This window comes from Flavobacterium hydrophilum, from assembly GCF_003202405.1.
Classification (GTDB): domain Bacteria; phylum Bacteroidota; class Bacteroidia; order Flavobacteriales; family Flavobacteriaceae; genus Flavobacterium; species Flavobacterium hydrophilum.
This window is the reverse complement of sequence record NZ_QJHL01000009.1, coordinates 88,465-110,977: the sequence shown is the minus strand read 5'-3', so window position 1 is coordinate 110,977 and position 22,513 is coordinate 88,465. Positions and strand designations below refer to the sequence as shown.

Genomic DNA, 22,513 nt, shown 5'->3' with positions numbered 1-22,513 from the left:
ATGTAAAAAGCATTTTCAAATCTCGCAAGCTTTTTTGAATCTTTTTTTTAGAAAACTTCTTTTCATTTGATTCTTGTTTCTTGCCAGTATTTCCATGAACCATTTCGCTGTTGCGGGTGCAAAAGTAGCACATCTATTTACATTTCAAAGACTTTTTATTGCATAATTTAAACCTTTTTTTTAATATTTCCCTTAACTCTCTGATAAAACCCTTTTTACAAACAAAACTTTTTAATAAAAAAAACAACTACAAGTTACAATTAGGCGAAATTTTAAAAAAAATACGATATTAAAGTAATTAACATAGAAACCACTCACACAAAACACTCCTTCTTAATATATTTCAGGAACCTCTTTATCTTTGAGCCGAAAAATAATAAAAAACCATATTACTTTGAACTTTACAATAGCTTTACAACACACTATACTATTTTACAAAAATACAAAGTCTTATTTATAAAGGAGGGAATTCGCACTCAAATAGGCTAACACATCGTTAAGAGAAAAATTTGAGTAGGCATTTATATATTGTAATAAAATTCAAACACAGTACCACAAATTGAGAAAAGAAATAAACATAAATAATTTTACTTTTCTCTTTTTATGAATGAGATAATAATAAAAATGAATTTAATCTTGTAGGTTTTAAATTATCAAGGACAACCAAAAGAAAGATTAATCCAGAATTGAGGACAACACCAGCAAGGAATACAGAACACACAATTATTTTTTTCTATCCATTTTGACATTATCATTGAAACAATTTAAAAAACCAAATTAACCAAAGACCTACAAAAACACAGCTAAACAACTAAAATCAATATATTATAAAAAGACAATCAAAAATGATTGTCCTCCAAAGTGACTTGACAGTACAGAATTAGAACCATTTATTGGAAGATTTAAAAAATTAAACAATAATATTTAAGTTAATTAACAAGCCCTTCTTCTAATTTTTATTTATCATTTATTTTATCAAAAGGATAACCATAAAAATAACTTAGCTTTTAAACTATCGGAATTTCTTTAGTATTTTTTTATCCCTAAAATTATACTCTGAATAAAATAACCTTCAATATTAGTGAAGTTTTAATACCAGCATGATCCAATATTTTAAAATCATCTAATACTATCTTATCCATAATATTATTAGATATAAAATTTAAATTATCAACACCTCAATCAACATCTCTCCTTTTAGGAACAAGAATATGAATCGTATATGATATATCTTTTTGTAAACTACAATTTTATCAACATTATTATAAATTAAATTCCAAATTTTCAATTTCATTTCCTTTTTCAATCATGAATAAATCTTTAATAGTTTTTGGATAATAGCAATTTGTTAATTTATCATGATTTTGATTCTCTATGAAATCGTAATTGAAATTTTCATCCATATTCCTCACATAAAAATTATGATTAAATGCAATTTCCATTTTTAATTATTTACAAAGTTTATCTTCCAAAAACTATTATTATTTAACAAAACGAACTAATAACTTTATTTTCAATATGCAAATAAAAAATTATTCCAGAATTTTAGATCCTTGACGGAGCTAGAACTAAACCTGATACAAACACTGACATTGCAAAAAAACTCGACAATCATTTTCGAACTACAAAAAAAGCCTGAGAACAATATTCTCAGGCTTTTAAATTCTAAAGTGACCACGGAGGGGTTCGAACCCCCAACCCTCAGAGCCGAAATCTGATATTCTATCCAGTTGAACTACGTGGTCAATTAATATTAATACTCAATTTTAAATTCCAAATTCTAATTTCATAACGCATCTAATTAGAATTTTTATATTGGGAATTAAGACAGTAACTTCTTAACTATTGTAGAAATGGTTTTCCCTTCAGCAGTTCCCCCTAATTGGGCAGATGCTAATCCCATTACTTTACCCATTGAAGCAATTCCCGATGCTCCTGTTTCTGCAATAATTTTAGCAATTACAACTTCTACCTCTTCTTCACTTAATTGTGCAGGCAAAAATTTCTCGATAACTGCAACTTGTGCTAATTCCGGATCTGCTAAATCAGGGCGATTTTGCTCAGTAAAAATCCTTGCGCTCTCTTTACGGGTTTTAACTAACTTTTGAAGCAATTTCACTTCTTCATCTTCGGTTAATTCTTCTTTAGATCCTGAAGCTGTAGAAGCCAACAATAATTCAGATTTAATGGCTCGTAATGATTCTAACGCCACTGTATCTTTTGCTTTCATGGCAGTTTTTATCTCGTCCATGATTTGTGTCTGTAAACTCATTTTATTTTATTTAAATAAGCAATGCTTATAATGATTGTATAATGTAAAAAGATAAAATTTCTGCGAACTTAAATTCCTTTTATCATCAAAAGAAATCAAATTTCTAAATTCTGTGCGAAGATAAAAAAAATAACCCGAAAATTAAATCCAATTTTCGGGCTATCCTACTATTTAGATTTCAAAACTAATCTACGTTGTCGTGCAAAAATGAATTATTTGAACGCAATTGCAAATCGTTGTTACTGTCAGTTCCAACAGAAATTCTTGAATTAGCCGCATTTGATTGTGTATTCGATAAATCGATACCTAATCTTTTGTAAGCTGGTTCTTTTTCAAGCTCATCAATCCTAGACACGTTATTGTGGAATTTATAATTAAACTCTTTTAGCTTCTTTCTTCTTTCCTCAGCTCTTAAACGCAATGTTTCTTCAATTGTTAATTCCATTGGAGAAACTTCTGAAGTTGTTGTAAAATCAGGCTGACTTGCAAAATCTACTGCCGGTTTTAATGTGATGTTTAATTCTTCAGGAACAACATTTTCTATCACTTTTTCAACCGGTTTTGATCCCATTAAATCATTTTCAACCTCCATATATTCTTCCAGCGAATATTTGATGATTCCATTCTCAGACACTTCTGTTACCGGTACAAAGGAAACTGGCTCGTTTACTTTTATATTACGTGTTTCATTTGTCAATTCGAATAAAATTCTATTATCCTCAACAACCGGCTCTTTCTTTTCTTCCGGTTGAGCTCTAAAAAGAGGTAAATCAAATGAAAAAGTAGTTTGCTCTTCTCTTTCGAAAATTCTCTGCTCAACCTGTTTTGTTTCCTTAAAAGATTGCACTTCTGGACTTGAAATAGTAAAATCGATATCTGTAATTGGCGAAACAATTTCAAACGTCACATCAAGATTTTTAATAAACTCAGACATTACCACTAATTCTTCCTGGTTGATAGCTGGAGCAACTACAACTGGAGTTATTGAAGTTTGTATTGCCGGAATTGTATCTTCCATTAAATCAAAAACAATTTTCTCTTCTGATTTTACAATAGGCGTCTCAACATTTAAATCAAAAGAAGTAAGTGATCTGTTTGTCAAATTATGAACACTTCTTTGCTCATCTTCCAGTGTATGAATGATTTTTTTAGGTTCTGTATTTACGATTTCATTTTGTTGTTCAACATCAAAACCAGTAGCAATAATAGTTACTGCAATAGCTTCACCAAGAGTTTCGTCTTCACCAACCCCCATGATAATATTAGCATTGTAACCTGCTTCTGCCTGAATGTGATCATTGATTTCCCCAATTTCATCAAGCGTTATTTCGTTAGATCCAGAAACGATAAGCAACAATACGTTTTTGGCTCCTGTAATTTTATTGTCATTTAATAACGGAGAATCCAATGCAGACACTATAGCATCTTTAGCTCTGTTATCACCTTCTGAAACAGCTGATCCCATAATAGCCGTTCCGCTGTTTGCCAAAACTGTTCTGGCATCACGTAAATCGATATTTTGAGTATAGTGATGCGTAATTACCTCGGCAATTCCTCTTGAGGCTGTTGCCAAAACTTCATCCGCTTTTGAGAATCCGGCTTTAAAGCCTAAATTTCCGTAAACTTCTCTTAATTTATTATTATTGATTACAATTAGCGAATCAACCTGCTTACGTAATTTTTCTATTCCGATAAGCGCTTGTTCCTGACGTACTTTCCCTTCAAACTGAAACGGAATTGTCACTATACCAACTGTCAGGATTTCTCTCTCTTTTGATAACTGTGCGATAACCGGAGCGGCTCCTGTACCAGTTCCACCACCCATACCTGCAGTAATAAATACCATTTTGGTACCACGGTCTAACATTTTTTCAATGTCAGCGATACTTTCAATAGCAGATTGCTGACCTACATCAGGATTTGCACCTGCTCCAAGACCTTCTGTTAAATTTACACCCAACTGAATTTTGTTAGGCACTGAACTATTTTGAAGCGCTTGTGAATCTGTATTACAAACGATGAAATCAACGCCCTTAATACCTTGTTTAAACATATGATTGATAGCATTGCTACCTCCTCCACCTACACCTATTACTTTGATAACATTTGATTGGTTTTTTGGTAAATCAAATGAAATGCTTCCAAATTCTGAGTTGCTCATCATCTTTTTGGTTTTGAAATTCTTATTTAATACATTTTTTACTCTTGACTTGGGGCCAATAGTAATTCCTTTTCTCTTATTCTTTTTTTATTCTGCGTTGTCTAAAAAATCTTTGATTTTATCAACATATCGATCAAAAAATGATCTTCTAATTTTAGTTTCTGTTGACTCTGCTTCAACCTTAATACTAGTCACAACTTCTCTTGGCTCCTGAACAGTTTCTACTCTTTCAACGTAGTTTTCTTCTACTTCGTATCGTTGTTGGTTGACCGGAGGAACATTTCTGTAAACAACCTTAGGCTGTTCATTTACGATCTCCATTCTAACAGCACTTTGGGTACTATTCTCAATACTGTTCATTACCAGTCCAACAGCAGTTGCAAATAATGGGCTGGAAATTTCTTCACTGGAATTCCCTGCTAAATGCTCGTTTGGATATCCAATTCTCGTATCCATACCTGTGATATACTCTACTAATTGTTTAATATGTTTTAGTTGAGCCCCACCACCAGTAAGAACAATTCCTGCAATTAATTTTTTGCGCGGATCTTCGTGTCCATAAGCTTTAATTTCTGCAAAAACCTGTTCGATTATTTCCACCACACGTGCATGAATAATTTTGGAAAGATTTTTAAGCGAAATCTCTTTTGGCTCTCTTCCTCTTAAGCCAGGAATAGAAACAATCTCGTTATCTTTATTTTCTCCAGGCCATGCCGATCCGAATTTTATTTTTAGAAGTTCAGCCTGTTTTTCAATAATTGAACATCCTTCTTTAATATCCTCTGTAATTACATTACCTCCGAAAGGAATTACAGCAGTATGACGAATAATACCATCTTTAAAAATGGCTAAATCTGTGGTTCCGCCACCAATATCAATGAGTGCAACACCGGCTTCTTTTTCTTCCTGACTTAAAACAGCATCAGCCGAAGCCAACGGTTCTAATGTCAATCCTGACAATTCAATTCCTGAACTCTGAATACATCTTCCAACATTTCTGATTGATGATGCCTGCCCAACAACCACGTGAAAGCTGGATTCTAATCTCCCACCATACATCCCGATTGGTTCTTTTATTTCAGATTGCCCATCAATTTTAAATTCTTGTGGTAAAACATGAATAATTTCCTCTCCCGGTAACATGGCCAGTTTATTTACCTGATCAATCAAAAGCTGAATATCATTTTCACCAATTACTTCTTCTGGATTGCTTCTGCTGATGTAATCTGTATGCTGTATACTTCTGATGTGCTGTCCTGCAATACCTACAACAACATCTTTAATTTTGTAACCTGAATTTGTTTCGGCTTCAAGAATAGCTTGCTGAATCGATTGAATAGTCTGTGTAATGTTGTTTACAACACCTCTTGCCACACCCAAACTTTTGGATTTACCAATACCCAAAATTTCCAATTTTCCATACTCATTCTTCTTGCCTATCATGGCAACTATCTTGGTTGTTCCAATATCTAGACCTACTGCAATATTATCTTTTTCCATTTTCTATTATTTTGTGCACACTACTTGTTCCGTAAACCTCAGATCAATTTTTTTATATTTATATAACGAACTATCTAAAACAGCTTTTTGAAAAAAGGCTTTATAATTCCTGAATTTTTCATCCACATTCATTGTTCTTCCAAAATCAATGAAGTAATTATAATTTCTATTAAACATTTTTAAGCTACCATTAGGCATAATTTCTATTGCAATGATGTTTTTTTTCAAAAACGCATCGTCATAAATTGTGCGAAATAGAGTAGCTAAATCTTCGTTATTTTTTTTATTTATTGTCCCCGAAACAAGAGGAACCCGCGCGGTAAAATTGTCTGACAAAGGCATTTTATTCCCTTCATAGTCAATATAGAAAGAGCTCCCACCATCATAAACTCTTACTATTGGTGTTCTCTGTTTTACCTGCGCTTTGAGAACTCCATCGATACTTACAAAAACATCTGACTTTTCAATCATGTCCTGCGCATCAAGGCTTTTTTCAATTTTATTCAAATCTACTTCATCTTTTCGGATACTGGAAGCGTCTCTTTTATTTTCTATCAACAATTTATTAACCGTTTCCGGCTTCACGAAAAGCGTATTTTCTCCTACAAAAATAACCATCGATTTCTTCAGTTTTCTATCTCCGTTTCGGTGCTGTGCAAACGAATAAAGAAATAAAACCAGTCCGAAAATAACTACTAATCTAATATTTCCCCAATTAAATATTTTCATTTTAGTATTTTTTTGATTGATGGAACCATTTCTCCAATATCACCAGCTCCTATTGTTACAATTATTGGCGCATCACTGGCTTTAATCTGCGCTAATAAATCATTTTTTGCAACAATTTTTTTGTTTGGATTTGTCATTTTTCCCAACAGCCATTCTGATGTAATTCCTTCCATCGGCAATTCGCGTGCAGGATAAATATCCATTAAAAACACTTCATCAAAAGCCGATAAACTTTCTGCAAATCCATCAGCAAAATCCCTTGTTCTGCTGAATAAATGCGGCTGAAAAATCGCCAATACTTTTCGTCCCGGATACAACTCTGTAACCGCCTGGTGTACTGCATTTATTTCTGTTGGATGATGTGCATAATCATCTATATAAACTAAATTTTCTGACTTAATCTGATACGAAAAACGTCTTCTTATTCCGTTAAAAGAAGCAAGCGCTTTTGCGATAGAATCTGTTGATGTACCAAAAGTTTTTGACATTGCAACGGCCATTAATGCATTCATTAAATTATGCTTTCCGGGCAATCCAAAACGCAAATCCTTCATGATTTCTGATGGTGTCTGAACATCAAAAACATAACTTGCATTTTCAATTCTAATATTAAAAGCTTTATAAGGAGCATCTTCATTTATAGCACATTGCACACCATTAATAGGCAATTCTTTAGTTATAAAGAGATTATTTTCATCTTCAACTTTCGAGGCAAATTCTACAAAAGAAGCTTCAATAGCATCGCTTGTGCCATATATATCCAAATGGTCTGCATCCATAGATGTTACGCAGGCAATATTTGGATGTAAGTGCAAAAATGATCTGTCAAATTCATCTGCTTCGACAACTGTTACGGTTTTTCCGCTTCCAATTAAATTAGAATTATAATTTTCTACAATCCCTCCCACAAAAGCTGTTACATCTGCTCCACTTTCATACAATATATGTCCTAAAATACTGGATGTTGTAGTTTTTCCGTGCGTTCCGGCAACGGCAAAACAAAAGGTATCTTTTGTGATAATTCCTAAAACTTCAGCGCGTTTTTTAACTTGGTATTGTCTTTCTATAAAATAATTCCACTCAGAATGTGTTATAGGAACGGCCGGCGTAAAAATGACTAATGTATTTTCCACAAAATAATCATTTGGAATTAAACCAATATTATCGTCAAAATGAATATCAATACCGCTTTCAATCAATTCATTCGTTAGCATTGAAGGTGTTTTATCATATCCTGAAACCTGTTTTCCAATATATTTGAAATAACGAGCCAAAGCACTCATACCGATTCCTCCGATACCAATAAAATAAACGTTTTGTATTTGATTTAAATTCATTTCAATTTTTTAATTTTGAGCTATTTACCAGTTACTTCATTTTATAAAAAACTAGTAGTTAAGCCTTTGTATCTTTCTTATTTTAATAACTCAAAACACTTAAAAATAGCGTTCTAATTTTTTTATTCTGTTCTATAATTTTCTTTAAAAGTTATATTATAACAACTTTTTAATTTCATCAACAATAACTTTTACAGCATTTGGTCTGGCCAATTTTTTGATATTTTCACTTAATTGTTTTTGTTTTCCTTCGTCTTTCAATAAAGCTTCAAAAACAATACTAAATTGACTTTCCAATTCTGATTCTTTCAATAAAACAGCTCCTTTTGCATCTACAATTGCCTGTGCATTTTTGGTCTGATGATCTTCTGCCACATTTGGTGACGGAATAAAAATTACCGGTTTACCCACAATGCATAATTCTGAAACCGATGAAGCTCCGGCTCTTGAAATAATAACATCGGCAGCAGCATAAACAAAATCCATTCTTTCAATAAAATCAACCACTTTTACGTTTGGCTGATTGTATTTTTTATAATCTTCAAAATATAATTTCCCACATTGCCAAATAATCTGAACATCTTGTGAAAGAAAATTTTGGAGTTCTTTTTCTATTAACTGATTTACTCTTCTGGCCCCTAAACTTCCACCCAGAACCAACAATGTTTTTTTATTTGGATCTAAACCATAAAAAACAATTGCTTCATCACGTTTGCTTTCAATATCAATTAAATCCTGACGAACCGGATTGCCCGTTAAAACAATTTTTTCTTTTGGAAAAAAGCGTTCTAAGTTTTCATAAGCCACACAAATGGCATTTGCTTTTTTGCTTAATAGCTTATTAGTAATTCCCGGAAAAGAATTTTGTTCCTGAATAACAGTTGGGATTCCAGCTGAACCCGCTGCCTGTAATAATGGCCCGCTGGCAAAACCGCCTGTTCCAATTACTACATTTGGCTTAAACCGTTTGATGATTCTTCTTGATTCTAACAAACTTGTTGCTAATTTTAAAGGAAACATCATATTTTGCAATGTTAACTTTCTTTGCAAACCAGCAATCCAAAGGCCTTTTATTTCGTAACCTGCCTGAGGTACTTTTTGCATTTCCATTTTATCTTTGGCACCAACAAAAAGAAATTCAGCATCAGGAAATTGTAACTTTAACTCATTTGCAATCGCAACTGCAGGATAAATATGTCCTCCAGTTCCTCCTCCACTTAATATGAATTTATACTTTGCCATATTCTTCCATAAAGTAATAGTCTTTAACTATTCTTTTCAATTTTATTTATTTAACACTGCGTCCATTGGATTTCTGGAATTATCCTGAATAGAATACATTCCTTCTTCATATATTTCATCAGCAGGAAAATCTTCTTCAGCTAATTCTTTATCAATTAACCTTTGAAGCGCTTCTTTTCTTCTTTCTTTTTCTTGTCGTTCTTCTGCAATTTCTTCCTCTTTCTTAGTTACACTAATGATAATTCCAAGAGAGAAACAAGTCATCCAAATCGAACTTCCTCCTGAACTTATTAATGGAAGCGTCTGTCCTGTTACCGGCAACAATTCGACGGCAACTGCCATATTAATCATCGCCTGAAATATCATTGGAAAACCGAGTCCAACGACGACTAATTTTCCGAATAATGTATTGGCTTTATGTGATGCTATTACAAATCGAAACAACAACAATAAATACAATAATAATATCGAAACGCCTCCCACTAAACCATACTCTTCAACCACAATTGCGTAAATAAAATCGGAAGATGATTGTGGCAAAAAGTTTTTCTGAACACTTTTACCCGGACCTAATCCGCCTAACCTTCCTGATGCAATGGCAATTTTTGCTTTTTCAATCTGGTAATCATCTTCATCTGGTTTATCTGTGGTAAAATTTGAAATACGACTTTCCCAGGTTGAAACCCTGCTGAAGAATCTTGATTCCGGAAAAGCTTTAGCAACCAAAAGGAAAAAGGCCAACATTGCAATTCCTGAACCTATGATAAAACCAATATACTTTAATGGATATTTGCCAATAAATGCTAACATCATAACCATAGCAAAAATCAATGCTGTAGTCGAAAAGTTAGCTGGCAAAATAAGTGCCAATGTGATAAAAACCGGCAACCAAAGCTGTATCAATGAAACCTGAAAAGGTTCGTTTTCTTCTTTCTTTTTAGACAAATAACGCGCTACAAAAATGAACAAAACGATAGAAGCCAAAGTCGAAGTCTGAAATGTAATACCAATAAAAGGCACCTGAATCCATCGACTTGCGTTTGCTCCGGCGATTACAGTTCCTTTCAACAATGTATAAAGCAGTAAAAACCAAACAACCGGCAAGGCAATTTTTGAAATAGCCCTGAAATAATGATAGGGCACTTTATGCACCCAGTAAATAATCAAAAAACCGATACAAATATGAGCAAGGTGTTTGACCAGATACCCTAAAGTATTTCCGGTACCGTGACCAATATATGCTAAATTACTACTCGCACTAAAAACAGGCATAAACGAAAACAGTGCTAACAAGGCCACGAATGACCATATTACCCTATCTCCTTTTAATTTGTTAACCAGCTCTTTCATAATTCTGTTAGTTTCAGGTTTTATTTTATTTCAAGTTTCATGTTATGGAACTTAAAACTTAAAATTATCTCTACAAGTTGTGAACAGCTTGTTTAAATTGTTTTCCTCTGTCTTCATAGTTTTCGAATAAATCGAAACTGGCACAGGCTGGAGATAATAAAACAGCGTCACCTTTTTCTGTTAATCTTTGTGCCGTTTTCACAGCGTCATTCATATTGTTAACTTCTACCATAATATCAACAACATTTCCAAAAGCTTCGATAATTTTACGATTATCAATTCCTAAACAAATAATTGCTTTTACTTTTTCACGAACTAATGACATCAATTCGTTATAATCATTTCCTTTATCAACACCTCCAACAATCCAAACTGTTGGAACATTCATGCTGTCTAACGCAAAAAAAGTAGCGTTTACATTTGTTGCTTTTGAATCGTTGATGTATTGTACATTTTGAATTTTCAATACTTTTTCTAAACGATGTTCAACACCTTGAAAATTTGATAAACTTTCGCGAATTGTTGCATTTCTAATTTGCATCAATTTTGCTACAGAGCTTGCTGCCATTGCATTTTTCATATTATGTTTTCCTTCTAACGCAATGTATTCTGTTTCCATTGTAAACTCTTCCTGGTTGATCTTTATTTCCATTTTGTTGTTATTTATAGAAGCCCCTTCATCGAATGATTTAGTCAATGAAAAAGGAATTAATTTTGCTTTTGTTTTATTGTTCTTTAACCATTCTGTACTTGCTTCATCATCGGCATCGTAAATGAGATAATCGCTTTCTGTTTGATTCATTGTGATTCTAAACTTCGAATCAATATAATTCTCATATTTATAATCATATCGGTCTAAATGATCCGGACTTATATTGGTTATTATCGCAATATCCGGCCTGTATTGTATTATACCATCGAGCTGAAAACTGCTTAATTCAAGCACGTAGGCATCGTATTTATTTTCGGCTACCTGCCATGCAAAACTTTTTCCGATGTTACCCCCTAAACCAACATTTAATCCTGCGGATTTTAGCAAATGATGCGTTAACATTGTTGTGGTCGTTTTACCGTTACTTCCGGTTATTCCAATTGTCAATGCTTCGGTGTAAGGTTTTGCAAACTCAATTTCCGAAATCACTTTAATACCGGCGGCGATAAGCTTTTTTACTATCGGGGATTTTTCCGGAATTCCCGGGCTTTTCATGACAACATTGGCATTCAAAATCAGGTCTTCTGTATGTTGCTCTTCTTCCCAGGCAATTCCATTAATGATAAGAACTTCTTTATAGCTTTCTTTTATTTTTCCAAAATCAGATACAAAAACATCATATCCTTTTTTCTTTCCGAGGATTGCGGTTCCTACACCACTTTCCCCTCCTCCTAATACTACCAGCCTCATCTATCTCAATTTTAAAGTAACAATTGACAATATTGCCAGCATGACAGCAACAATCCAAAAACGTGTCACGATTTTACTCTCATGATATCCTTTTTTCTGATAATGATGATGTAATGGTGCCATCAGGAAAATTCTACGCCCCTCGCCAAAACGTTTTTTAGTATATTTAAAATAAAAAACCTGAATCACTACCGAAGCATTTTCTGCCAGGAAAATACCGCAGAATAAAACAATCAATATTTCTTTACGAACTGCAATTGCCAAAACTGCTATAATACCCCCAATTGTAAGACTTCCTGTGTCTCCCATAAAAACAGATGCGGGATAAGAATTATACCAAAGAAAACCAATCAGAGCACCTACAAAAGCAGATATAAAAACCGTCATTTCTCCCGAATTAGGTATATACATAATATTGAGATAATTCGAAAAAATAATATTACCGGAAACAAACGTAAATATCCCGAGCGCTAAGACAGATATTGCCGAAGTACCGGCAGCAAGACCATCAATTCCATCAGTTAAATTAGCTCCGTTAGAAACTGCAGTGATAATAAAAATAACAACCGGAATAAAAATTAACCATGCCCATTTTTCATAGCCTTCACCTGTCCAGGCTAAAATTTCAGCATAATCAAACTCGTTGTTTTTTATAAAAGGAATTGTAGTCGCAGTTGATTTTTCTTCAACTGGAGCGGGAAGAACAACAGTTGTATTGGTTGCTTTGAAACTTTCGCTATAACCAGTATCTGTTCTAACTGTAACAGCCGGATTAAAATAAAGAACAGCTCCAACAATAATTCCAAGACCAACCTGACCAATAACTTTAAATTTCCCTTTAAGCCCTTCCTTATCTTTTTTGAATATTTTAATATAATCATCCACAAAACCAATTGTACCCATCCAAAGTGTGGTAACAATAAGCAATACGATATAAATATTATGCAAACGCGCAAATAACAAAACAGGTATTAAGGTTGCAAAAATGATAATCAAACCTCCCATTGTGGGAGTTCCTGCTTTTTCATTTTGACCTGCAAGTCCTAATTCACGAACAGTTTCTCCAACTTGCTGTTTACGTAAAAAATTGATAATCCTTTTTCCATAAATCGTTGATAAAAGCAACGAAAGCATTAAAGCTAAAGCTGATCTGAAAGTAATATACTGGAAAACTCCTGCGCCGGGAACATCCATTGTTTTGTTTAAATATTCAAATAAGTAGTATAGCATATCTTTATTTTTTAAAATTCCAATTTTTAAATTTCAAACTCCAACGTTAATTGGATTTTGGAATTTCTATTTTTTTATTTTCTTAGTTGTTCCAAAATTTCTCTTACCGTTTCCATATCATCAAAATGATAACGAACACCATTTATTTCCTGATACGTTTCATGTCCCTTACCTGCAATTAGAATAATATCGTTTGACTGTGCTAATTGACAAGCTGTTTTAATAGCCTGCTTTCTATCTGTAATTCTCAGGATTTTTTTATAATTATGAGCTTCAATTCCCTCTTCCATTTCATTCAAAATCACTTCAGGATCTTCATTTCTCGGATTATCAGAGGTCAGAATTGCTTTATCACTTAAATTTGCAGCAATTTGTGCCATAATTGGTCTTTTGGATTTATCCCTGTTTCCGCCACAACCCACTACAGTAATTAATTGTTCATTTTTAGTTCTGATGTCATCAATTGTTTTTAAAACATTTTCCAAAGCATCAGGTGTATGTGCATAATCAACAATTGCAGTAACATTGCCTTCTGATACTATATACTGAAAACGTCCTGAAACACTCTCTAAATCAGACAATAACCGCAACGCTTCAAGACTATCTATGCCCAATTCGATTGCAGTTCCATAAATAGCTAAAATGTTATAAGCATTAAAAGTTCCGATTAGTTTAACCCAAACTTCATTGTCATTTACTTTTAATAACAAACCTGATAATTGGCTTTCTAAAATCTGCGCTTTAAAATCTGCATATGTTTTTAGGGCATACGTAAATTTTCTAGCTACTGTATTTTGCAGCATTACTGTACCGTTTTTATCATCAATATTTGATAAAGCAAAAGCGGTTTTGGGCAATGAATCAAAAAATGACTTTTTAACGTCTCTATATTCTGCGAAGGTTGGATGGTAATCTAAATGATCATGAGAAAGATTTGTAAAAATTCCACCAACAAAATGCAATGCTTCTGTTCTTTTTTGATGAATTCCGTGTGAACTCACTTCCATAAAACAGTGCGTTACTCCAGCCTCAATCATTTCATTCAAATAATGATTAATTGTAATTGAATCCGGTGTTGTATGAGTTGCTTTATATTCTGTTTCATCAACCATGATTTTGACTGTTGAGAGCAAACCAACTTTAAAACCCGCTTTTTGAAATAATTGAAATAATAAAGAAGCAATGGTTGTTTTACCATTTGTACCGGTTACTCCAACCAATTTTAATTTTTCAGAAGGATTTTCAAAATAATTTGCAGCCATAAAAGCCAAAGCCGTATTGGTATCTTTTACCTGAATGTATGTAATCCCTTTTTCAATATTTTCCGGTAAGGTATCGCAAATAATAGCAGTCGCACCTAACTGAATGGCTTTTCCAATGTAATCGTGACCATCTGAAAGGGTTCCGCGAATGGCTATAAAAACATCATTTTCTTCAATTTTTCTTGAATCAAAATCTATTTTTTGGATAGCAATATCCGTTGAACCTATAACAGATTCAATAGCTACTTTATATAATATGTCTTTTAGTATTTTCACGATAATTCTAATACTATTATTGTATTTTTATTAATATTCTGGCCTGCCTGAATCGATTGATTCTTCACTTTTCCTACTCCGTTTACTTTTACTTTCAAACCTAAATTTTCCAGTAAAGCAACAGCATCCATTCCCGGCATTCCTTTTAAATTAGGAACAGCGTTTGTTTTTTTTCTTGATTCAACATCAAATTTATCATAGCTGGTTTCCTGCTTTGCAATTTTAGAATCCAAACGTTTAATTTTATTTGTTGAAGGTGCATCAGTAAAAATCTTTTGAGCAATTCTTTTAAAAACCGGCCCTGCAACATCAGCTCCGAAATAATTATTTTTTGATGTATTAGGTTTATGAACTACCACAATACAAGAGTACTTTGGATGATCTGCCGGAAAATATCCAACAAAAGAAGATGCATAATACAACGCTGATTTCCCCTCTTTTCCTCCATAATTCATCTGAGCTGTTCCTGTTTTTCCTGCCATCGAAAAATCTTTTGAATACAACTTAGAACCTGTTCCTTTTTTAACGACATTCTGCAATACAGCTTTTACTTTTTTAAGGGTTTCTTCCGAACAAACTTTTGGGTTTATTATTTCTGTATCAAACTTCTTGATTGTTTTATTCCACTCTTTAATTTCAGAAACGAATTGTGGTTTTACCATTACACCATTATTAGCAACCGAATTATAAAATGTTAAAGTCTGCATTGGCGTAACCGAAACATTGTAACCAAAAGCCATCCAGGGAAGTGTAGTTCCTGACCAGCTCTTATCTCCCGGATGCGGAATAATTGGTCTTCCTTCTCCTTTAAAATGCAAGCCTAAAGTTTTATCCAATCCCCAATTTCTAATATGATTTACAAATTTTGACGGATTACTTTTGTAATTATCATAAACCGCCTGCACCATAACTGTATTTGAAGAAAGTTCAAATCCGCGTGCTAAAGACACTTTTCCGTAACCTCCATTGTGCGAATCACGGACGCTGCGGCCGTAATATTTTACCACTCCATTATGACTGTCAAAAACGGTACTTGTATCTGCAACCTTATCTTCTAAAATTGCCATTAGATCAACCAACTTAAAAGTCGAACCTGGCTCGTGAGATTCAGCAACAGCATAATTTGTAGTTTCGTAATAGGATCCATCCTCTGCTCTTCCTAAATTTGAAATTGCTTTTACGTAACCGGTTTCTGTTTCCATTACTACCACACAACCATGATCAGCTTCGTAATCTTCTAATTGCTTCAAAAGTGCATGATGCGCAATATCCTGAATAAAAACATCTATTGTTGAAATTACATCATAACCATCAATCGGATCAACTTCGTTTATGTCACGAATTGGTTTCCATTGGCCTTTAGCAATTTTTTGCTTTAAAATTTTACCATCTTTTCCGTTCAGATAACTTTTAAAAGCCCATTCTATTCCTTTTCCGACTTCTACGCCGGTTGCGGGATCAATTCGGTCATAACCAATTGTTCTTTCGGCAATTTTCCCTATTGGGTGTTTTCTAACTGTTTCCTGTTCAATGATAATTCCGCCTTTAAAAGCTCCTAAATTGAATAGTGGAAATCCTTTGATTCTCACATACTCAGTATAACTTAAATTACGGGCAATCAAATAATAACGATTTTTATTTTGCCTCGCCTTTCTAAGTTCATTTTGATAATAACCACTTGGTCTTCCAAGAATAGAAGACAAAGAATCTGAAAGCGGTTTTACGTATTTTTCGAAATTTTCTTCTTTTGGTGCTTTTGAATCGAATCGGATTTCATAATTAGGTATTGACGTTGCCAGTAAGCTTCCATCAGCAGAATAAATATTTCCTTTGTTTGCCGGAATTACAAAATTCCTAACTGTACGCTGCTTTGCCAGTTTTCTGTAATAATCTCCTTCTACCCATTGAATATTGGTTAATTTAACAACAATAGCAATTGCCATCAAAAAGATGAAAACTGCTACGAGGTAAATTCTGTAGGATATATGTTTATCGTCTACTGCCATATTCTTTTAAAGAAACTTTTTTCTTCTTCTTTTTTAACTTCTATTTTTGTTGGAGGAACAGTTGATGGAAAAATTTGCTTTTCGAGCATTTTATTCGATATCGTAGATTCCATTTTTAACTTCATTAACTCTGAACGTCGATCTACAAATTCAGATCTCAATTCTTTTACTTCATTATTCAGTTTTGCAATTTCAAACACCTTTTGTTCGTATCGCTGGGTATTCGCAATCATTATTATAGCAAGCAGAATGATAAAAACAATGAATCTCCAGTTTTTAATTGCGTCATCGTTAATCAGAAATCTTGCTTTTAATATGCTAAATACGCCACTTTTCATTTTCTACCTATTATATTATATCTTTTCAGCCACTCTTAGTTTTGCACTTCTGGCCCTGTTGTTTATTTTAATTTCTGCATCATCCGGAACAATTAGTTTACCGATGCTTTTAAACGGAACAGAAAAATTTCCAAAAAAATCACGTTCCGGCTCACCCTCAAACATTCCATTTTTAATGAATCTTTTTACCAGCCTGTCTTCTAAGGAATGATAAGATATCACAGAAAACCTTCCACCAGGTTTTAAAATCTCTAATGATTGCTCTATAAATTCTTTTAAAACATCCATTTCCTGATTTACTTCAATCCTGATAGCCTGATAAATCTGAGCCAGAATTTTATTTCGAACTCTTTCAGGTAAATATTTTGCCAAAACTTCCTTCAATTCATCAGTCGTTTTGATTGGGTAATGTTCCCTTGCCTCTATAATTGTTCTTGATAAAGCCGGAGCATTTTTCAACTCGCCATAATCCAGGAATACTCTTCTTAAATTTGCATCATCATATTCATTCACTACACGATATGCATTCAAATCATTTTTCTGGCTCATTCTCATATCCAGTCCTGCATCAAAACGTGTCGAAAAGCCCCTTTCAGGAACATCAAACTGATGTGACGAAACTCCCAAATCTGCTAAAATTCCGTCTACACTTTTTACTCCGTGAAAACGAAGAAATCTTTTTATAAATCTGAAATTCTCATTAATTAAGGTAAACCTTTCGTCCGGCAAGGCATTTGCCAATGCATCTTCATCCTGATCAAAAGCAAATAATTTTCCGTTTGGCCCTAATCTTCTTAAAATTTCTTTTGAATGACCACCGCCGCCAAACGTAACATCTACATATATTCCGTCAGGCTTAATATTTAAACCATCAACAGTTGGATGAAGTAAAACCGGATTATGATATCCCATTGTCGTCGTCATTAATATTTCCCATTACTTCTTCAGCTAAATCTGCAAAATCCATATCTTCGCCGCTTATTGATTTTTCATATAAATCCTTATCCCAAATCTCCACAATATTAACCGCTGATGAAAAAACCACATCTTTTGAAATATTTGAAAAAGAAACCAAATCTTTTGGAACTAACAATCTTCCTAATGCGTCAATCTCCACCACTTTAACTCCTGCGGTAAATCTTCGAATAAAATCATTGTTCTTTTTTACGAAACGATTCAGTTTGTTGATTTTTTGCATCATCAAATCCCACTCTTCCATTGGATACAACTCCAGACACGGTTGAAAAACAGAGCGCTTCAAAACAAATCCGTTTTGAAGAGACGAAGTCAATTGCTTTTTCAAAGGCGCTGGTATCATCAGCCTACCTTTTGCATCGACTTTACACTCATATGTTCCTACAATAGTGTTCAAGAAAAACTCATTAACATGTTATACAGCAAAAATATAAAAAATATTACCACATTTTACCACTATATACCACTTTGTTGATAAGTTTACCCACTTTCACATCTTCTCACTTAATTAATGGACAATCAATACTTTACACATTAATCAGTTTACAAATAAATTCAAGAAATATTTGTAAAAATTAAATAGTCATTCTCTTAAAAAAACAATTATAATGCAATGATTTTAACATTTTCAAAATTCAACAAAAAGCACTCTAAAACCTGATTTTTAAACATTTATAAATTCTACTAAAATTATGTAGTTAAAAAATGACAGCAAAAATTCATTTTTATTTATTAAACCCTATATTTGTCCAAATTGAAATTGGCATTAAATTAAATGGACAAACACTACAAAAAAGAAGGCAAATACAGCTATTTTGAAGCTGGAGAAGGAACTCCGATCGTAATTCTTCACGGATTAATGGGAGGTCTTAGTAACTTTGATGGTGTAGCACAATATTTTCCAACAAAAGGATATAAAGTTGTTATTCCGGATTTGCCAATATATACGCAGAGTATTTTAAAAACAAACGTGAAAAGTTTTGCGAAATACGTTAAGGATTTCATTAACTTTAAAGGTTTTGATAAAGTTATTTTATTAGGAAATTCATTAGGAGGACATATTGCCCTTTACCACACTAAATTATATCCTGAAAAAGTAGCAGGCCTTGTAATAACCGGAAGTTCCGGGCTTTACGAAAGCGCAATGGGAGACAGTTATCCAAGAAGAGGTGATTATGAATACATCAAAAAGAAAGCTGAAGATGTATTTTATGACCCAAAAATTGCAACTCCTGAACTTATTGATGAAGTGTATGCAACCGCTAATGACCGCATTAAACTGATTAAAACATTAACGATTGCCAAGAGCGCAATTCGTCATAATATGGCCAAAGATTTACCAAAAATGCCAGTGGAAACATGCATTATTTGGGGTAAAAATGACTCTGTGACACCTCCAAATGTTGCCGAGGAATTTGATAAATTACTGCCTAATTCAACTTTGTACTGGATAGACAAATGCGGACACGCTGCTATGATGGAACATCCTCAGGAATTCAACGAAATTCTTGAAGAATGGCTTACTAAAAAGAATTTCTAGCATCTAAACTTTCGAATTTAAGAAGGTTTTAAAACTAAAAAACATGAAAATTACTACTGCCGAATTCATTGTCAGCAATTCTGAAGTTGCAAAATGCCCGCAGGAATTTTTACCGGAATATGCTTTTATAGGAAGATCAAATGTAGGCAAATCGTCTTTGATCAACATGCTTACTAATCATAAAAATTTAGCAAAAACATCAGGGCGTCCGGGAAAAACACAACTAATCAATCATTTTAAAATTAACAGCAATTGGTTTTTGGTTGATTTACCAGGTTATGGATACGCGAAAGTTTCCAAAAAAACAAAATCTGTTTTTCAGCAATTTATTACAGATTATTTTGAAACCAGAGAACAATTGGTTTGTGCATTTGTTTTGATTGATATTCGTCACGAAGCACAAAACATCGATATTGAATTTATGTCATATATGGGCGAAAGCGAAATCCCGTTTTGCATTATTTTCACCAAAGCTGACAAGATTAGCAAGGTAAAAGTAGATTCGCATATTGCAGCATACAAAAAACAAATGTTTGCAAATAATTGGGCTGAAATGCCTCAATATTTTGTAACCTCATCAACAGAATCAACAGGAAAAGAAGAACTTTTATCTTATATTGATGACGTAAATCAGGAAGTTTTCAAAAACAACTCCGGATTTTAAATTCTAATCTTACAGATCCAATTTCCAAAAAAAAGAAGAATCGTAGATGAAAATTCCAAATTCCATTTAAATATGTAGTTTGGAATTTCTTTATTATTGATAAATATTCTTTGAACCTGATTTTTTTTATTTTACGGAATAACCGTAAGGCATTATCTTTTTTTAAATTATATTTGACCCGAATTAATTTCATTCTTTTATGAAGAAAACCCTTTACTTTTTACTTTTATTACTCTTATCTTCCTGTAATGTCACTCACTACTATTTACATAGTACAGACAGATTGAATAGTTTGGATTTTTCTAAAGGTACCTGGCTTATCGGCGATATTGAAGTTGATCAAAATACAAAAACAAAACTAACCCGTTTTGTCATGGCGGATTTTTCAAAATACTTAGGACGGAGATTAAAGTATTCGATGTCAGAACGAAAAGAATTAGCAATGAAACAAATTCCGTTGAAATTAGAAAAATCAGCAATTTTGGACCTAAAAAAGGGAGCTGATGCTGATTATTACGTAAATATAAAATGTAAAAATGCGAAAAATGAGTTTAGTAATTTTGAATTTAAAAATCATTTTTACTATAAAAAACAAATGACATACGCTGAAGTTATTTTAGAAGTGTACGATTTGAATAAAGGCGAAATAATTTACTCTAAAGCAGCCGGAGGATGTCTTGAAGAAGAACTTAGTATTACAAACCAGCCAACAACAGTAGTAATAATGGGCTGCTACAAGAAAATCATAAATGATATTAAAAAGATTGCAATCAAACCTGAAAAACGTTTACCTACATATCAGGAAAAGAAAAATTTCAAATCCTGATTGTAAATCATAGGATTTGAAATTTTATTTATTGGAATTTTGTCTTACTTGGTCAATTCCAGTTTTTCTGCAAAATAATCACAGAAATCTTTCATTGTATCTGACATTTTTTCGTCGTCAGTAGCGCGCTTGAAAGTATCCGACATCGCTACTAGAGTCTGGTGAAAGAAAATTTTCATTTCATCAACAGGCATGTCTTTTGTCCATAAATCAATTCGCATTGTTTCTTTGGCTTTGCTGTCCCAAATAGACAACATAATTGCTTTTGCTTCTTCTGCCTGAACTCCACCATCCTGAGCACTCCATGTTAGTTTTTCAGGCACACGGTTTTCGTCTAATTCTATATTGAATTTAATTTCTGAGTTTATTGTATTTGACATTATTTCTTAGGTTTGTATTTTGATTTTTCGAAAATTTCTTTTGCATTTGTTTTTAATAATTCAGGCAAAGTTACAGTATTATTTTTCATATACGAACGAACCATTTGCCATCCAATCCAGGCACCAACCCTTCCCGGCGAATCATTATCTATTTCGAGATAAAATTTAGAAAACGGAGCCGGAGCAATAAAACGGGCTGTTAGCTTAGGATCTACACTATACAACATTTCTTTTTCTATAAAATAACGCCACATATATGCTTCATTTTCTTCACACCATTTTATTTGTTCGGGTGTGTAGCCAATTTTGTCAGCATCTGCATATTCCGGCAAAAGCACATCTTTGGCATACAACTGTTTACCCTCAAAAATCATTTGAGAAAGCAGATTTTTATCGTCATAAGCTGGAATATTTCTGTATGCAAAACTCGAAACAACATCCGGCATGATTTGTTTTTCTTCAAAATTTTGTTTCAGGTAATCTGGAAACTGATAAAACCTATGTTCTTTTCCTAAATACAATTCCAGTGCAACAATAACGAGACTATCCGCATAAATAGCTTTAGCATTATAATCCATCTCGCCTATTACTGTAATAACTTTTGGTGTTTTTGTTTTTGGAAAGTAATATTTCACATGCTGAAAAAGCGTGTTAAATTCCTGACGAACAGATTCAAAATTTGAATATTTTTTCTGAACCTCTGTGTAAACTTCTCTCCAGATTGGTTCCTGCATTTTTTGAACCCAGACAGCATCATCGTTTCCTGCAGGAAAAAAGAAAGGAAACTGTTTTTTTACTTTTGCTAAATCTTCCGGTTTTGTTTCAAAAAAAACTTTATCAAAACGTTCTACCTTAATATCAACCGGAATTTCTTCAACAGCTTTTTCTACTTTATTTTTTTGATCACAGGATAAAAAAAACAGGGACAGAACCACTACAAAGCGACATATTTTCATTTTATTTTAATTAGATTTGTGTTACTTATCTTAAGTAAACATATACTTAAAAATATTTGTGCAAATA

20 protein-coding genes and 1 tRNA gene are annotated in these 22,513 nt (G+C 33.1%); 3 read left to right on the top strand and 18 right to left on the bottom strand.

The genetic code is table 11. The features are described 5' to 3' along the window. Positions 1 to 1,262: 1,262 nt before the first annotated feature. The 16 genes from DMB68_RS22905 to mraZ all read right to left on the bottom strand — a co-directional run bounded on the left by DMB68_RS22905 (position 1,263) and on the right by mraZ (position 18,477). Positions 1,263 to 1,442, bottom strand: a complete 180-nt coding sequence (locus DMB68_RS22905; protein WP_110348952.1) for a hypothetical protein — start codon at positions 1,440 to 1,442, stop codon at positions 1,263 to 1,265. A 229-nt stretch (positions 1,443 to 1,671) separates the two neighbouring features. Beyond that, positions 1,672 to 1,745, bottom strand: a tRNA-Arg gene (locus DMB68_RS22900). A gap of 77 nt (positions 1,746 to 1,822) precedes the next feature. Further along, positions 1,823 to 2,272 (bottom strand): GatB/YqeY domain-containing protein, encoded by a 450-nt coding sequence (locus DMB68_RS22895; RefSeq protein WP_110348951.1) that lies wholly within the window; start codon positions 2,270 to 2,272, stop codon positions 1,823 to 1,825. A 184-nt stretch (positions 2,273 to 2,456) separates the two neighbouring features. Continuing rightward, entirely contained in the window at positions 2,457 to 4,436 is a 1,980-nt protein-coding gene (gene ftsZ / locus DMB68_RS22890; RefSeq protein WP_110348950.1) for a cell division protein FtsZ, read from the bottom strand. Positions 4,437 to 4,520: 84 nt separating this feature from the next. Then, entirely contained in the window at positions 4,521 to 5,933 is a 1,413-nt protein-coding gene (gene ftsA, locus DMB68_RS22885; protein ID WP_110348949.1) for a cell division protein FtsA, read from the bottom strand. A gap of 6 nt (positions 5,934 to 5,939) precedes the next feature. Beyond that, a complete protein-coding gene (locus tag DMB68_RS22880; protein ID WP_110348948.1) occupies positions 5,940 to 6,662 on the bottom strand; it encodes a cell division protein FtsQ/DivIB in 723 nt (240 codons plus the stop codon). Beyond that, positions 6,659 to 7,999, bottom strand: coding sequence for a UDP-N-acetylmuramate--L-alanine ligase (gene murC, locus DMB68_RS22875; RefSeq protein WP_110348947.1), 1,341 nt, complete (start codon positions 7,997 to 7,999; stop codon positions 6,659 to 6,661). Before murC ends, DMB68_RS22880 begins: the two co-directional genes overlap by 4 nt. A 156-nt stretch (positions 8,000 to 8,155) precedes the next feature. Beyond that, positions 8,156 to 9,241 (bottom strand): undecaprenyldiphospho-muramoylpentapeptide beta-N-acetylglucosaminyltransferase, encoded by a 1,086-nt coding sequence (murG, locus tag DMB68_RS22870; protein WP_110348946.1) that lies wholly within the window; start codon positions 9,239 to 9,241, stop codon positions 8,156 to 8,158. A 42-nt stretch (positions 9,242 to 9,283) separates the two neighbouring features. Further along, positions 9,284 to 10,591, bottom strand: a complete 1,308-nt coding sequence (locus DMB68_RS22865; protein ID WP_110348945.1) for an FtsW/RodA/SpoVE family cell cycle protein — start codon at positions 10,589 to 10,591, stop codon at positions 9,284 to 9,286. A 70-nt stretch (positions 10,592 to 10,661) separates the two neighbouring features. Beyond that, the gene (murD, locus tag DMB68_RS22860) at positions 10,662 to 11,993 is read right to left on the bottom strand and encodes a UDP-N-acetylmuramoyl-L-alanine--D-glutamate ligase (RefSeq protein WP_110348944.1); all 1,332 of its coding nucleotides are present in this window, start codon (positions 11,991 to 11,993) and stop codon (positions 10,662 to 10,664) included. Beyond that, positions 11,994 to 13,223 (bottom strand): phospho-N-acetylmuramoyl-pentapeptide-transferase, encoded by a 1,230-nt coding sequence (gene mraY / locus DMB68_RS22855; RefSeq protein ID WP_110348943.1) that lies wholly within the window; start codon positions 13,221 to 13,223, stop codon positions 11,994 to 11,996. It abuts the gene before it with no gap. 74 nt (positions 13,224 to 13,297) lie between these two features. After that, positions 13,298 to 14,761, bottom strand: coding sequence for a UDP-N-acetylmuramoyl-L-alanyl-D-glutamate--2,6-diaminopimelate ligase (locus DMB68_RS22850; RefSeq protein ID WP_110348942.1), 1,464 nt, complete (start codon positions 14,759 to 14,761; stop codon positions 13,298 to 13,300). Further along, positions 14,758 to 16,767 carry a penicillin-binding protein gene (locus DMB68_RS22845; RefSeq protein ID WP_110348941.1) on the bottom strand — a complete coding sequence of 670 codons (2,010 nt, stop codon included), beginning with the start codon at positions 16,765 to 16,767 and terminating at the stop codon, positions 14,758 to 14,760. Before DMB68_RS22845 ends, DMB68_RS22850 begins: the two co-directional genes overlap by 4 nt. Then, entirely contained in the window at positions 16,758 to 17,105 is a 348-nt protein-coding gene (locus DMB68_RS22840) for an FtsL-like putative cell division protein (protein ID WP_110348940.1), read from the bottom strand. Before DMB68_RS22840 ends, DMB68_RS22845 begins: the two co-directional genes overlap by 10 nt. Before the next feature lie 15 nt (positions 17,106 to 17,120). Next, positions 17,121 to 18,029 carry a 16S rRNA (cytosine(1402)-N(4))-methyltransferase RsmH gene (gene rsmH / locus DMB68_RS22835; protein WP_196783718.1) on the bottom strand — a complete coding sequence of 303 codons (909 nt, stop codon included), beginning with the start codon at positions 18,027 to 18,029 and terminating at the stop codon, positions 17,121 to 17,123. Further along, positions 18,004 to 18,477, bottom strand: coding sequence for a division/cell wall cluster transcriptional repressor MraZ (gene mraZ / locus DMB68_RS22830; RefSeq protein ID WP_110348939.1), 474 nt, complete (start codon positions 18,475 to 18,477; stop codon positions 18,004 to 18,006). Before mraZ ends, rsmH begins: the two co-directional genes overlap by 26 nt. A gap of 378 nt (positions 18,478 to 18,855) precedes the next feature. Between mraZ and DMB68_RS22825 the strand changes: the two genes are divergently transcribed. The 3 genes from DMB68_RS22825 to DMB68_RS22815 all read left to right on the top strand — a co-directional run bounded on the left by DMB68_RS22825 (position 18,856) and on the right by DMB68_RS22815 (position 21,110). Then, positions 18,856 to 19,620, top strand: coding sequence for an alpha/beta fold hydrolase (locus DMB68_RS22825; protein WP_110348938.1), 765 nt, complete (start codon positions 18,856 to 18,858; stop codon positions 19,618 to 19,620). A 43-nt stretch (positions 19,621 to 19,663) separates the two neighbouring features. Beyond that, entirely contained in the window at positions 19,664 to 20,284 is a 621-nt protein-coding gene (yihA, locus tag DMB68_RS22820; RefSeq protein ID WP_110348937.1) for a ribosome biogenesis GTP-binding protein YihA/YsxC, read from the top strand. 199 nt (positions 20,285 to 20,483) lie between these two features. After that, positions 20,484 to 21,110, top strand: a complete 627-nt coding sequence (locus tag DMB68_RS22815) for a hypothetical protein (RefSeq protein ID WP_124019466.1) — start codon at positions 20,484 to 20,486, stop codon at positions 21,108 to 21,110. A 44-nt stretch (positions 21,111 to 21,154) separates the two neighbouring features. Here DMB68_RS22815 and gldC read toward each other — a convergent pair whose 3' ends face one another. Both gldC and gldB read right to left on the bottom strand, forming a co-directional pair. Then, positions 21,155 to 21,490: a gliding motility protein GldC gene (gldC, locus tag DMB68_RS22810; RefSeq protein WP_165830196.1), complete on the bottom strand. Its 336-nt coding sequence runs from the start codon at positions 21,488 to 21,490 to the stop codon at positions 21,155 to 21,157. Beyond that, positions 21,490 to 22,446 carry a gliding motility lipoprotein GldB gene (gldB, locus tag DMB68_RS22805; protein WP_110348935.1) on the bottom strand — a complete coding sequence of 319 codons (957 nt, stop codon included), beginning with the start codon at positions 22,444 to 22,446 and terminating at the stop codon, positions 21,490 to 21,492. Before gldB ends, gldC begins: the two co-directional genes overlap by 1 nt. Positions 22,447 to 22,513 lie beyond the last annotated feature (67 nt).

Coding starts and splice junctions, on each gene's coding strand:
- DMB68_RS22905 (WP_110348952.1), bottom strand. CDS start 1,442: ATGGAAATTGCATTTAATCATAATTTTTATGTGAGGAATATGGATGAA.
- DMB68_RS22895 (WP_110348951.1), bottom strand. CDS start 2,272: ATGAGTTTACAGACACAAATCATGGACGAGATAAAAACTGCCATGAAA.
- ftsZ (WP_110348950.1), bottom strand. CDS start 4,436: ATGATGAGCAACTCAGAATTTGGAAGCATTTCATTTGATTTACCAAAA.
- ftsA (WP_110348949.1), bottom strand. CDS start 5,933: ATGGAAAAAGATAATATTGCAGTAGGTCTAGATATTGGAACAACCAAG.
- DMB68_RS22880 (WP_110348948.1), bottom strand. CDS start 6,662: ATGAAAATATTTAATTGGGGAAATATTAGATTAGTAGTTATTTTCGGA.
- murC (WP_110348947.1), bottom strand. CDS start 7,999: ATGAATTTAAATCAAATACAAAACGTTTATTTTATTGGTATCGGAGGA.
- murG (WP_110348946.1), bottom strand. CDS start 9,241: ATGGCAAAGTATAAATTCATATTAAGTGGAGGAGGAACTGGAGGACAT.
- DMB68_RS22865 (WP_110348945.1), bottom strand. CDS start 10,591: ATGAAAGAGCTGGTTAACAAATTAAAAGGAGATAGGGTAATATGGTCA.
- murD (WP_110348944.1), bottom strand. CDS start 11,993: ATGAGGCTGGTAGTATTAGGAGGAGGGGAAAGTGGTGTAGGAACCGCA.
- mraY (WP_110348943.1), bottom strand. CDS start 13,223: ATGCTATACTACTTATTTGAATATTTAAACAAAACAATGGATGTTCCC.
- DMB68_RS22845 (WP_110348941.1), bottom strand. CDS start 16,767: ATGGCAGTAGACGATAAACATATATCCTACAGAATTTACCTCGTAGCA.
- DMB68_RS22840 (WP_110348940.1), bottom strand. CDS start 17,105: ATGAAAAGTGGCGTATTTAGCATATTAAAAGCAAGATTTCTGATTAAC.
- rsmH (WP_196783718.1), bottom strand. CDS start 18,029: ATGACGACGACAATGGGATATCATAATCCGGTTTTACTTCATCCAACT.
- DMB68_RS22825 (WP_110348938.1), top strand. CDS start 18,856: ATGGACAAACACTACAAAAAAGAAGGCAAATACAGCTATTTTGAAGCT.
- yihA (WP_110348937.1), top strand. CDS start 19,664: ATGAAAATTACTACTGCCGAATTCATTGTCAGCAATTCTGAAGTTGCA.
- DMB68_RS22815 (WP_124019466.1), top strand. CDS start 20,484: ATGAAGAAAACCCTTTACTTTTTACTTTTATTACTCTTATCTTCCTGT.
- gldC (WP_165830196.1), bottom strand. CDS start 21,490: ATGTCAAATACAATAAACTCAGAAATTAAATTCAATATAGAATTAGAC.
- gldB (WP_110348935.1), bottom strand. CDS start 22,446: ATGAAAATATGTCGCTTTGTAGTGGTTCTGTCCCTGTTTTTTTTATCC.